The sequence below is a fragment of the Dyella sp. genome, from assembly GCF_035503745.1.
Taxonomy (GTDB): domain Bacteria; phylum Pseudomonadota; class Gammaproteobacteria; order Xanthomonadales; family Rhodanobacteraceae; genus Dyella_B.
Genome location: NZ_DATJTC010000029.1, coordinates 62832 through 75722 on the forward strand (window position 1 = coordinate 62832; position 12891 = coordinate 75722).

General features: G+C 64.4%; 9 protein-coding genes. 4 read left to right on the top strand and 5 right to left on the bottom strand.

Translation table 11 applies throughout. From position 1 onward, the window contains the following. Nucleotides 1-72 precede the first annotated feature (72 nt). Nucleotides 73-1083 carry a DUF4105 domain-containing protein gene (locus tag VME63_RS11770; protein ID WP_325433492.1) on the top strand — a complete coding sequence of 337 codons (1011 nt, stop codon included), beginning with the start codon at nucleotides 73-75 and terminating at the stop codon, nucleotides 1081-1083. 196 nt (nucleotides 1084-1279) lie between these two features. Here the strand turns inward: VME63_RS11770 and VME63_RS11775 are convergent, their stop codons facing one another. From VME63_RS11775 to VME63_RS11795, 5 genes are all read right to left on the bottom strand, one after another. Beyond that, nucleotides 1280-3259, bottom strand: a complete 1980-nt coding sequence (locus tag VME63_RS11775; protein WP_414648249.1) for a M1 family aminopeptidase — start codon at nucleotides 3257-3259, stop codon at nucleotides 1280-1282. A gap of 20 nt (nucleotides 3260-3279) precedes the next feature. Then, nucleotides 3280-4497, bottom strand: a complete 1218-nt coding sequence (locus VME63_RS11780; protein ID WP_325433494.1) for an AGE family epimerase/isomerase — start codon at nucleotides 4495-4497, stop codon at nucleotides 3280-3282. Further along, nucleotides 4494-5471, bottom strand: coding sequence for a carbohydrate kinase (locus VME63_RS11785; RefSeq protein WP_325433496.1), 978 nt, complete (start codon nucleotides 5469-5471; stop codon nucleotides 4494-4496). Before VME63_RS11785 ends, VME63_RS11780 begins: the two co-directional genes overlap by 4 nt. Before the next feature lie 72 nt (nucleotides 5472-5543). Next, entirely contained in the window at nucleotides 5544-6794 is a 1251-nt protein-coding gene (gene fucP, locus VME63_RS11790) for an L-fucose:H+ symporter permease (RefSeq protein ID WP_325433543.1), read from the bottom strand. A gap of 101 nt (nucleotides 6795-6895) precedes the next feature. Next, the gene (locus VME63_RS11795; protein WP_325433498.1) at nucleotides 6896-7945 is read right to left on the bottom strand and encodes a LacI family DNA-binding transcriptional regulator; all 1050 of its coding nucleotides are present in this window, start codon (nucleotides 7943-7945) and stop codon (nucleotides 6896-6898) included. Nucleotides 7946-8153: 208 nt separating this feature from the next. On the opposite strand from VME63_RS11795, the gene VME63_RS11800 reads away from it, so the two are divergent. From VME63_RS11800 to VME63_RS11810, 3 genes are all read left to right on the top strand, one after another. Further along, on the top strand, nucleotides 8154-10454 hold the full coding sequence (locus VME63_RS11800) for a GH92 family glycosyl hydrolase (protein WP_414648250.1): 2301 nt from the start codon (nucleotides 8154-8156) through the stop codon (nucleotides 10452-10454). 155 nt (nucleotides 10455-10609) lie between these two features. Beyond that, nucleotides 10610-12418: a sensor histidine kinase gene (locus tag VME63_RS11805; RefSeq protein WP_414648251.1), complete on the top strand. Its 1809-nt coding sequence runs from the start codon at nucleotides 10610-10612 to the stop codon at nucleotides 12416-12418. Continuing rightward, the gene (locus tag VME63_RS11810) at nucleotides 12415-12861 is read left to right on the top strand and encodes a response regulator (protein ID WP_325433504.1); all 447 of its coding nucleotides are present in this window, start codon (nucleotides 12415-12417) and stop codon (nucleotides 12859-12861) included. Before VME63_RS11805 ends, VME63_RS11810 begins: the two co-directional genes overlap by 4 nt. Nucleotides 12862-12891 lie beyond the last annotated feature (30 nt).

Below are 12891 nucleotides of genomic sequence, written 5' to 3' on the forward strand. Positions count from 1 at the left end.
TCTTCACTGGCGGGAAAACGGGATGAGCGGTCGTTGCTATTATCCATGCATCGGCGGCTTCGGAGGTATCCGGTGATCCTGCGATGGGTGCTCTACGTCCTGACGACCTTGCTGGTGGCTGCCTCCGGCAGCTGGGGCGCGCTGGCGCTGTGGTACCAGGCGGGCAGCAACGGGACGTTCCGCGCCATGATCGCCATCGCCTGGTCGCTGCTGGCGTTGACCGCGCTGGTGTTGCTGTGGTCCCGGCGCGGCGGTGGCGTGCCGACCTTCGTGTATCTGCTGGCCTTTGCCGTGCTGCTGGCGTGGTGGGGCACGATCGCGCCGTCCAATCATCGCGACTGGTCCGACGACGTGTCGCGCATGCTCAGCGGCAACGTCGATGGCGAGCGCGTGACGCTTTACAACGTGCGCAACTTCCGCTGGCGTTCCGACCAGGATTACGACGTGCGCTGGGAAACGCGCAACTACGATCTCGACCGGTTGGCGGGCGTGGACATCATTCTTTCGTCCTGGGGCGTGCCGGGCATTTCGCATGCGCTGGTGTCGTTCGGTTTCGACGATGGCGCGCACGTGGTGTTTTCGGTGGAAATCCGCAAGAAGCACGGCGAGGCGTTTTCCTCGCTGGGCGGATTCTTCAAGGAGTTCGAGCGCACCATCGTGGCGGCGGACGAGCAGGACATCGTGCGCGTGCGCACCAATGTGCGCGGCGAGAACGATCATCTGTACCGCTTGCGCATGAGCAAACCCGCCATGCGTGCGCTGTTTCTTGCCTATGTCAAAGAGGCCAACGAGCTGGCCGCCAAGCCCGCGTTTTACAACACCGCAACGTCGAACTGCGTGACTATCGTGTACCACATGGCCAAGCAGATCGACCCCGGCCTGCCGTATGACTACCGCCTGTTGCTGACGGCCTATCTGCCCAGCTATCTGTACCGCATTGGCGCACTGGATAGGCGCTATTCGCTCGCGCAGTTGACCGCGCAGGGCGATATCACTGCACGCGCGCGTGCGACGGGTCCGCAGGACGATTTCTCGCGCGCAATCCGCACGCCGCCCGAACCCGGCGAGGACGCGGCGCCTTAAGGGTGCTCCGATTACTTTTTCGAAGGTGTCACCCGCCCTGTCTGTTCGCAGGCCACAGGGCCATCGGCGCGGGCAGACGGGCTGTCTGTCAAGACGCCGGACCGAAGGCATGCGGACAGATAGCGCGGGCTTCTGGACATCATGCCACCTGCGTTAAGTCATGCCGGCACGCGCAGTGCCGGCATGACGATAAGGCTTACTTGACGGTGAAGCTGTTGTTGCTACGATCGACATCGGGAATCGCGTGCGCAGGATCGATCGTGGCCGATTTCACCGGCTTGTCGCCGTCCACGCGGATGTCGTAGCTGCGATGCTCCATCCAGGTTTCCACCGGCACGCGGATGTCCTGCTTGCTGCCATCGGTGTAGACCACTTCCAGCGTCGCCGGCATCACCAGCTTGTCCAGATTGGCCACCGTCACCAGCGCACCCTTGCGCCAGTCGCCATCGATGGCGGTTACGTTCCGCACGGCCAGGTCGAGCTTCCAGTTGTTTTCGTACCAGCCGCGCCAGAACCAGCCGAGGTCTTCGCCGGTTTCGCTGTCCATGAAGCGGAAGAAATCCGACGGACTGGGATGCTTGTAAGCCCAGGTCCGGATGTACTGGCGGAACGCAGGGTCGAAACGTTCCGGTCCCAGGATCTGTTCGCGCAGCAGTACCAGGCCGTAGGCCGATTTGAAGTAAGTGACCGGGTGACGGTATTTCTCGGGGATCTGGTCGGCGCGCGTCAGCAGCGGCGGTGCGTCAGGATCGGTCAGCACCTTGACGATTTCATCCGCGGGATTGCCATGGCCCGGCGCGTATTCGGAATCGCGCTTGGGCGCGTATTCGCCGTGGTTGAAGGCATTGGCTTCATACACGTCGATGAAGGTGTTGAAGCCCTCGTCCATCCATGCATTGCGGCGTTCGTCCGTGCCCACGATCATCGGGAACCAGGTGTGGCCGATCTCGTGCGCGATCAGCGCATGCAGCTCGCTGCCCTTGGCTTCCTTCGAATCGAAGGTGATGCTGGGATATTCCATGCCGCCGGCGCTGCCTGCCTCGTTGATGGCGACCGGATAGGGGTAGGGATACCACTGCTTGGAGAAATACTCGGTCGCGGCTTTGACATACTCGGTGGCGCGACCCCATGCGGCGTTGCCGGCGCTTTCCACCGGATAGGCCGATTCGGCCAGCGCGGTCTTGCCGTTGGGCAGGTTGATGCGCGCCGCATCCCAGACATAGGCTTTGGAAGCGCCGAACACCGCGTCGCGGCTGTTCTGGATGCGAAAGTGCCAGGTCAGCGTGCCGCTCTGCTTGGGACGCGTGTTGGGGTCGTTCACTTCATCGGGCGAGCGGATCATCACTGTCGCATCGCTGTGGCGCGCCTTGTCCAGGCGCTCAAGCTCGGTCTTGGTAAGCACGTCCTGCGGGTTGAGCAGTTCGCCCGAGCCGACCACCAGCATGTTCCACGGCACGGTGACCGAATAATCGTAATCGCCGTATTCGAGGTAGAACTCGTTGTTGAGATACGGATCGGTCGTCCAGCCGCGCAGGTCGTCGTACACGCACATACGCGGATACCATTGCGCAATTTCGAAGATCTCGCCGTTCTTGCTGGGATTGACGTCGGTGCGCCCGCCGAATTCGCCGGGCACGGTGTAGCTGTAGCTGATGTGCACGCGCAGCTTGCCATCGCGCGCCTTCAGCGGCTGCGGCAGGCGGATCTGCATGCGCGTGTCGGAGATCAGCCACTCGGCTTTCTCAAGCTTGCCCTCGGCGCCCTCCACCTGCACCGAGGCGATATGCTCCCCGTCGGTGAACTGTTTGGGAAACGCCTCAGCGCCGAACGCGCCGCGTGCGTCCTTGCGATAGCGGTTCTGCTCCACCTGCAGCCACAGCACGTCCAGATCGTCCGGACTGTGGTTGGTATAGGTGATGACTTCCTCACCGCTCAGCAGTCGCGTGGCCGGGTCCAGCGTGGCCTTGATCTGGTAGTCGGCGCGATTCTGCCAGAACAGTGGCCCGGGCCGGCCGCTACTGGTGCGGAACGCATTGGCCGCTTGCCGATACACGTACGGCGCGAAGGTCTGCAGCGGATCGTAATGGGACGCCGGCGGCGTCTGGGCCGCCATCCCCGTGCCAGAAACGAACAGCAGCGCAAGAGCGAGCGGATGAAGCATGGGGAGGCGGCGCATGGGTTTTCCCGGCTGAAAGTTTACGGAACGCCGCCGGCACGGATCAGGGCGAGCACCTCGTAGCACGCGCCCATGGTGTGGTAATCGGTCTTGCCGGCGGGACTTTTCTCGTCGCTGTAGGAACGGTTGTCGCGCGTGAGGATGCGCAACCACGCCCCATAGCGATGATCCACCAGATGTTCCCACGCGTACGCCCACAGCTTCCCATACCATTGGTCATACTCAGGCAAGCCGGTGCGCGCGTGCAGCAGGGCGGCGGCGGCCAGCGATTCGGCCTGTACCCAGAAATACTTGTCGTCGTCGCAGACCGAGCCATCGGGCGCGAAGCCGTAGCACATGCCGCCGTACTGGCTGTCCCAGGAGTGCTTGAGCGCGGTGTCGAACAGGTGGCGCGCGGTGGGCACGATCCATGCCTCCTCGCGACCGCGTTCGTGCAGCAGCGGTTCGAGAATCATCAGCAGCTTGGCCCATTCCGTCTGATGGCCGGGCTGGAAGCCCCACGGACGGAACAGGTGCTTGGGATCGTCGCGGTGGTATTCCCAGTCGATCGACCAGTCGGTGTGGTAGTGCTCCCACACCAGGCCGTTGGCGAGCGCGGCCTGGCGGCGGGTCATGCTGTCGGCGAGGGTGAGCGCGCGTTCCAGATAGCGCGGCTCGTCGCTGGCCTGGTAGGCCGCCAGCATCGCCTCGCACATATGCATGTTGGCGTTCTGGCCGCGATAGGTGCTGAACTGCCAGTTGGCGTCGGCTTCGTCGCGATAGAGTTTTGCCTCTGCATCCCAGAAGCGCGCTTCGAGCAGCTGCCAGGTTTCGTCCATCCATGGGAGCGCTTCGCCAATGCCGGCCTTCAACGCCGTCGAGTAGGCCAGCAGCACGAAGGCCACGCCGTAGGCGTGGTGGGTGCGGTCTTCCGGCTTGCCGTCGCGGATGGTCCAGGCATAACCGCCCGTCGTCGCGTCGCGATGCACTTGGCGCAGGTAGCGCAGGCCGTGCCGCGCGGCGTCAAGGTATTGGGGATCGCCGAACTCGATCGAGGCCATCGCGTAGTTGAAAACAAAGCGCGTGCTGCTTACCAGATGCCGATGGCTGGTGTCGTAGACACTGCCGTCGTCGCGGAAGTAATGGAAGAAGCCGCCGTTGGGATCGATCGCGCGCGGGTGATAGAACGCCATGGTGGTAGCGATGTGCTCGCGCAGAAATGCTTCCGAACGGAAATCGGGCGAAGCGGAGGGGGTCATGCGTGGTTCTCCAGGAAATGTTCCACCTCGTCGGCGCTCGGCATGGAAGCGAACGAGCCGTGCCGCGATACCGCGATGGCACCGCAGGCGCTGGCGTAGCGCAGCGTGGCGTGCAGGCGGGGCAGCGCGCCCACCCATGCATCGAGGTTGGCGGGGGTGATGTCCTGCGCGGCCAACTGGAACAGGAGGCCGCCGACGAAGGCATCGCCCGCGCCGGTGCTGTCGACCATCGGCACGTTGAAAACCGGCAGCTCGCCTTCGGCATCGGGGTGATACCAGCGCAGCGGCTTGGCGCCGTCGGTCACGACCAACAGGCGCGTGCAGCCGTTCCACAGGCGATCGAGCAGGGCCTGGGCGCCGTCGGTGGCAAGCCAGTCGAATTCTTCCGCGCTCAGTTTCACGACGTCCGCCAGATGCAGCGCGGGCCACGCATAGTGGCGCGGCTCGCCCTCGCGCGGCCATAGCGCCGGGCGCAGGTTCAGGTCGAAGCTGACCAGCGTGCCGGCGCGCCGCGCGCGGTGCATGCCTTCCATGGTGGTCGCGGCAAGATTGGGTTCGGTCAGGCTGTTGGAGCAGATGTGGAACGCGCAGGTGTGCTCGAACGCGTTGGCGCGGAAGTGTTCGGCGCGAAACAGCAGGTCGGCCGAGGGCGGACGGTAGAACGCGAAGCTGCGTTCGCCGATGTCATCGAGCGTTACAAACGCCAGCGCGGTATTGGCCTCGCCGGTGCGTACCACCTCGGCGGTGTCCACGCCCGCCAGTCGCAGGCTGTGCAGCAGAAAATCGCCGAAACGATCCTCGCCCAGCATGCCCGCAAAACGCGAGTGGCCGCCCAGCCGCGCCACCGCGACCGCCGCATTGGCCGGCGCGCCGCCGGCGAAAGCAAGAAAGTGTTTGGCAAAGCCATGGCCGTCGCTGCCTTCGCCGTGCATGTCGATCAACGCCTCGCCGAAGCAGAGGATGGAACGTTTCATCAAGTAAACCCCGGAACTTCATAATGCCGCCCGCGTGGGCGGCGGATGGATGACACGATCCTCAACGCTGGATCATCCGTGTTGCGCATCGACGGGCGCCGTGCGGATGTAGGAACCGCGCAGGCCGTAGAACACGATGTAGGCGTAGCACAGCAACGGCAGCACGAACGCGTGCTGCACGCCGATGCCGTCGGCCAGGTGGCCTTGCAGGTAAGGCAATACGGCGCCGCCCACGATGGCCATGATCAAAAGGCTCGACGCCTTGCCGGTCAGCGGGCCCATGCGCTCGATGCCGAGCGAGAAAATGGTCGGGAACATGATCGAGTTGAACAGCCCGATCGCCACGATGCTGTACATCGCGGCATTGCCGCTGGTGGCCATGGTGGTGAGCAGCAACAGCATGTTGACGGCTGAAAACACCGCCAGCAGGTTGCGTGGCGAAAAGCGCGCCAGCAGCCATGAACCGAGGAAGCGGCCAACCATCGCGCCGCCCCAATAAAGCGATACGTAGTGCGCCGCTTCCTGTTCGCTCATGTGGCCGATGTCCGGCAGCGACAGGTAATTGACCATGAAGCTGCCGATCGACACTTCCGCGCCGACGTAGAAAAAAATGCCCAGCACGCCGAACAGCACGTGCCGATAGCGCAGCGCGTCGAGCAGGGTGTGGTGGCTGGTGTCCGCCTTCTCGGTGCTTTCATCCAGTGCAGGCAGGTTGAACACCCACACGAAGATGGCCAGCAACCCCAGCACCACCGCCAGGCCGATATAGGGAAGCTGCACCGATTGCGCTTCCTGCAGGCGGTACAGCGTTTGCTGGTGCGCCGACATTTGTACGATATCGCTGGCGCTCTTCACTTTCGTGGACAGGATCAACAGGCTGCCAAACCAGGGAGCGATGGTCGTGCCCAGTGAATTGAGCGCTTGCGCCAGCGTGAGCCGGCTCGAACTGGTTTTTTCCGGACCCAGCAGCGCGACATATGGATTGGCGGCAACCTGCAGTACGGTGATGCCGGTCGCAAGCACGAACAACGCGGCAAGAAATGCCGGATACAGGCGCATGCCCGCCGCCGGCCAGAAGCCGATCGCACCGATGGCGGCGATGATCAGTCCGGCCACGATGCCTTTCTTGTAACCCAGGTGCGCCACCAGCCGGCCGGCCGGCAGCGACATCAGGAAAAACACGCCGAAGAAGGTCAGCTGCACCAGCATCGCCTGGGCATAGTTGAGCTGGAATACCGCCTTCAAATGCGGAATCAGGATGTCGTTGAGGCAGGTCAGGAAGCCCCACATGAAGAAGACCGTGGTAATCACGGTCAACGCCATCGGGTAGTAGGTATAGCGCTCGTCCTGCGAGGAGGTTACGGAAGACGTAGAGGACGTTGACGACGGTGGTGCGGTAAAGGCCATGACGTTTTCCGTGGGACTCAGGCGTGGGGCGGGCAGCTGCTGTCGCGGACCAGCAATTGCACGGGAACGATGGTCTGGCGCGGCGCGGCGGAAGGCTCCTTCACGCGCTGCAGGATCAGCTCGGCCGCCTGGCGGCCGCGATCGCGCGGCGTCACGGCCAGGGTGGTGAGCGGCGGCGCGCTGACGGCGGCCTCGGCGATGTCGTCAAAGCCGGTGAGGGCGAAGTCGGTACCCGGCTGCAGCCCGCGCTGGTGCAGGCCCAGCATCAGGCCCAGTGCCACCGCATCGTTGTAGCAAACGGCCGCCGTGGGCGCCTGCGCGCCGGCAAACAGCTGGTGGCTTTGCGCCACTGCGTCCAGGCGGTTGGGGATGCATTCGACCATCCACTGCGGCTCCACCGCCAGGCCCGCCGCGCGCATCGCTTCGGCATAGCCGGCGCGGCGCTGTTTGCACGAGCTGGAACCCAGATGGCCGCCGTAGAACGCGATGCGGCGATGGCCCTGCGCGATCAGATGCTCGGTGGCCAGGCGCGCGCCGCGCTGGTTGTCCAGGAACAGACGGTCCCAATGATCGCAGGCGGAAACGTCACCGCTCACTTCGCGGTTGAACAGCAGCAGGGGCGTCTGCGTGCCGACCGCGCCGAGAATCTGTTCCGCATCGCTGCCTTCGGCCGGCGACAGGATGATGCCGGCCGGGCCGTGCTCCATCAGCGAGCCCAGCACCGCCAGTTCGCGCTCGGTCGACTCGCCCGTGCTGCCCAGCAGGGTGACGAAGCCGGTGCTGCCCAGGATTTCGTCGACACCGGCCGCAAACTCCGCGAAGAACGGGTTGGCCAGGTCGTTGAGCACCAGTGCGATGCTGGACGATGTGCGTCGGCGCAGGTTCGCCGCCGCGCGGTTGTAGACGTAGCCTTGCCGGCGCAGTTCTTCTTCCACGCGGGCGCGCGTGTGTTTATTCACCAGCGGGCTGCCCCGCAGGACCAAGGACACGGTTGCGCGCGAAACGTCGCAACCGGCTGCGATGTCGCTTAGGGTGACCTTGCGGCCGACCGGCGGTATGTTCCCCATTAAGAGCCCGTCCTCATTGTTCTATGGCCCGCATTTTTGCGTTTGGAACGATCCAAATCTACCTGAATTGGTATTTTTTACGATTACGCACTGCAACATGCGAAGAATGCCCGGCAATGCTAGCTTGGCATGTTTAGAACGATCCAAAACTACCCACCGGCCGCCCCCCATGATCTACCGCCCGCTTCGTTCCTGCCTTTACGCCCTGATGATGGCATCGCTCGGCATCGCACTTGCCACCCCCTCCCTGGCTGCTGAACAGCATGCGGCAGAGGTTGATCCTCGCATAGGTACCGGGGGAGATGGGCATCTGTTTCCAGGCGCCACGGTGCCATTCGGCATGATCCAGCTTTCGCCGGACACCGCCATGCCCGATTTCAAGCACGCCTATAAGTGGGCGGCAGGCTACCAGTACGGCGATCCCACCATCATGGGTTTCTCGCATACCCATTTCTCCGGTTCGGGCCATTCGGACCTGGGCGATGTGCTGGTCATGCCCATCGCCGGCGACGTGAAGCTTGACCCGGGCGACGAAAAGGTCCCCGGCAGCGGCTACCGCTCGCGCTTTGACCATGCCACCGAGGTGGAGCACCCCGGCTACTACGCGGTGACCCTGAGCGACTACGGTATCCGCGCCGAGCTGACCGCCAGCCGCCGGGTGGGCTGGCACCGCTACACCTTCCCGCTGGGCAAGCCCGCGCATCTGCTGCTGGACCTGCGCCCGAGCATCTACGACTACCCAGGCAAAGTGCTGTGGTCCAACCTCCAGGTGCGCGGCGACGGCACGGTCACCGGCTGCCGCACCACGCGCGGCTGGGCGCCCGGCCGCGAGCTGTGCTTTGCCATGCGCTTCAACCAGCCGATGACCTCGCGCGAGCTGTACGACCGCGAGACCGACCTTATCTACAAGGGCTTCAAGGGCCCCGGCAACCAGCCGGAGGATGCGAACGCGCAAAACGGCCGCGCGCTGGTGGGCGTCTTCGATTTCGGCCAACTCAAGCAGCCGTTGCTGGTGAAGGTTGCGGTGTCCTCGGTCAGCGAGGCCAATGCCATCGCCAATCTCGACCAGGACGGCAAGGGCTGGGACTTCGACCGCCGCCGCGCCGAGGCCACGGCAGCCTGGGACAAGGCGCTGGCGTCCATCGACGTGGATGGTTCGTCGACCTTGCGCACGCAGTTCTACACCGCGCTCTATCACTCGATGATCGCGCCGAACCTGAGCATGGATGTCAACGGCGAATTTCGCGGCCCCGATCACCAGGTGCACCACGCCGACGGCTTCGATTTCTATTCCAGCTGGTCGATGTGGGACGTTTACCGTGCGCAGCAGCCGCTGCTGATCCTTTTGCATCCGCAACGCACGGTGGATTTCGTGCGTTCGCTGATCGCCGCGCAGCAGGCCAGCCCGTTCGGCATGTTGCCGGTGTGGGCCTACCAGGGCCTGGAAACCTGGTGCATGACCGGCTACCACGCCGTGGCGATCATCGCCGATGCGTACATCAAGGGCATCCGCGGTTTCGACGCCGACAAGGCGATGAAGGCAATGGTGTCCACCGCCACCTATGGCGATTACGGCGACCTGGCCGATTACATGAAGCTCGGCTACGTGCCGATCGACAAGGAAGTGGAAGGCGGCTCCAAGACCCAGGAATACGCCTACGACGACTGGGCCATCGCGCAGATGGCCAAGGCGATGGGCAAAAAAGACATCGCCGCCACGTTCTACAAGCGCGCCACCAACTGGCGCAACGTGTGGGATCCGAAGACCGGCTTCATGCGCGCCAAGCTCAGCAACGGCCAGTTCCGCGAACCGTTCGATCCCACCAGCGCCGGCTACGGCGACGATTACACCGAAGCGAACGCCTGGCAGTATTCCTGGTATGTGCCGCAGGACGTGGCCGGGCTGATCACCGCGATGGGCGGCGACCAGGCCTTCGACCACAAGCTTGACGAGCTGTTCGATGCCAAGGTGGATCCGTCCATCTTCAAGAACGTGGAAGACATCACCGGCCTGATCGGCTGGTACGCGCACGGCAACGAACCGAGCCATCACATTGCCTACCTGTACGACTACGCCGGCGAGCCGTGGAAGACGCAAGCCCGGCTCAAGCAGATCATGGATAACGAATACGGTCCGGGTCCGGCCGGCCTGATCGGCAACGACGACCTGGGCCAGATGTCGGCCTGGTACATCTTCACCGCACTGGGCTTTTATCCGGTCACGCCGGCCAGCGACGAATACGCCATCGGCCGGCCGTTCGTGCCGCGTGCGGCGATTCACCTGAGCAACGGGCGCACCTTCACCATCACCGCCTCGCCGATGGACGCGGCGCATCCGTACGTGGGCGCGGTCACGCTCAACGGCAAGCCGCTGGAACGCGTGTACCTCAAGCACGCCGATATCCTGGCCGGCGGCGAGCTGCACTTCAGCATGCAGGCCGAGCCCAACAAGCGCTGGGGACAGGCGATTTCCGCGCGGCCGACCTCGATGAGCCCGTACTCGCGCTGAATTTGGCTCGATATTAGCCACTTGCCCTCGCCGTTCACCCTGGCGGCGCGGGCAGGCGGCCGAGGGGCGCCTGTGCGGGCGGGCTGGTCAGTGCTGGCAAACATGCGCAGAATGCATGCATCATGCCGGATGCGCATGTCGATCAGGGGCCATCAATGATCCGCGCGGGGGTGCGACAAGTCGCAGCATTACGCTGGCGTACCGGCGGACTGCTGTTTGCCGTACTGGTGATCGTGGCGCTGCCATACATGATCACGCGCGGCGGCTCGCAGCAATCGCTGGCGGCCGGCGAGCGGGTCACCCGCGCCGCGCAAGTGCAGGCCCTGGTCTACCGCATCGCCGACCAGACCCATGACGGCGAATCGGCCTTGCAGCATCTGCTTGCCGGCGAGCCGCACAAACAATCCGAAGCCGCGGCCCAGGCCACCGGCAAGAGCGTGCCGCCGCTGCTGACCGAACTGCGCCGGCTTGCCATCGACTCGCCGCAACAGGAACACCTCGTCGAGCAACTGGACGAGGTGGAAGAAGGCCGCATGGCGCTGGTGCAGCAGGCCCTGCAGCGCTACCGGCAGAACGATTACGCCGGCGCCGAGCAGGCGCTGCGCGACGCGAGCGAGCTGTACCGCATCGACGGCCTGGTCAGCCAGATCGTCGCCAACGCGCAACAGACGCTGGAGGAGCGGCATCTCGATGCCCAGCAACAGTCCGTCAACAACCGCCTGGTGCTGGCGCTGACCGCCGCGGCCCAGCTGTTGATGCTGACTATCGTGGTGGTGGTGTCCGAGCGGCAGATCGGCCGGCGCCTGCAGGCGGAGATCCGTGAGCGGCAGGCCGTGCAGCGCTCGCAAATGATCCTGCAGGCGGTGCGCGAACCGATCGCGTTGCTCGACCACAACCTGCGCACGCTGCTGGTGAACGCCGCCTTCAGCGAACTCTACGGCGGGGCCGAAGACCGCCGTGCGGAACATCTGGAGGACATCGGGCAGGGAGCGTGGGCCGACGAAGTGTTGCAGCAGCGCCTGCGCGACGTGCTGCTGCGCGACCGCGAGCTGTGGGATTTCGAGCTGACCCAGCGCACCATCGACGGCGTGGAGCGGCACGTGGTGATCAATGCGCGCCGCCTGCAACAGCGGGACAGTGAAAGCCCGGCCCTGCTGCTTACCGTGAGCGACGTCACTGCGCGCGCGCTGGTCGAGCAGCAGGTGAAGGAGCTCAACCACCAGTTGGAAGGCAAGGTCACGCAGATTTCCGACGTCAACCGCGAGCTGGAGGCGTTCAGCTATTCGGTCTCCCACGATCTGCGTGCGCCGCTGCGGCACATCACGGCTTTCGCGCAGAAGCTGGAACACCATCTGGGCACAGAGGTTGACGACACCGCCCGTCATTACCTGGGCGTCATCCGCGAGGCTTCCGGGCGCATGGCGCAACTGATCGAGGACCTGCTGGTCTTTTCACGCCTCGGGCGCGGCGCGCTGCGCTTGCAAGCGGTGGACATGCAGGCGCTGGTGGAGGAGGCGCGCCTGCTGGCCGAGGGCGACGCGCACGGGCGCAGCATCGAGTGGAACATCGGGCCGCTGCCGGTGGTGGTGGGCGACGAGAACATGCTGCGCACGGTGTGGCAGAACCTGATCGGCAACGCGGTCAAGTACACCGGGCAGCGCGAGGTGGCGCGGATCGATGTGTCGGTACGGCGGGACGGCAGCGGCGACTATGAATTTACCGTGGCCGACAACGGCGCGGGTTTCGATATGCGTTACCTTGACAAGCTTTTTGGTGTATTCCAGCGGTTGCACAAGGCCAGCGAATTTCCCGGCAACGGCATCGGACTGGCCAACGTGCGGCGCATCATCATGCGCCACGGCGGCCAGGTGCGGGCCGAAGGCGAGCCCGGGCGGGGCGCGAGCTTCCACTTCACCCTGTCGGGCATCGATCCACCGACGGCGCAGGGATGGTTATCGCCATGAGACACGGTCCATTACGCACGATCTTGCTGGCCGAAGACAGTCCGGTCGATGCCGAGATGACGATGGATGCGCTGCGCGATGCGAATCTGGCTAATCCCATCGTGCACGTGGAGGACGGTGTCGATTGCCTGGACTGGCTGTACGCGCGCGGCGACTTCGCCAACCGCCCTGGCGACGATCCGGCGGTGGTGCTGCTGGACATCAAAATGCCGCGCATGAACGGCCTGGAAGTGCTCACCCAGATGCGCGCGGACGATCGCTTCCGCCGCACGCCGGTGGTGATCCTGTCCTCCTCGCGCGAGGAGAGCGATCTGGTGCACAGTTGGGACCTGGGCGTGAACGCCTACGTCATCAAGCCGGTGGACGTGGATCAATTTTTCCAGGCCGTGCGTACCCTGGGCCAGTTCTGGGGCGTGCTCAACCAGCCGCCCGAGACCGAATAGGCCCCCGTGCCAGGGTAGGGGCGCGCTATC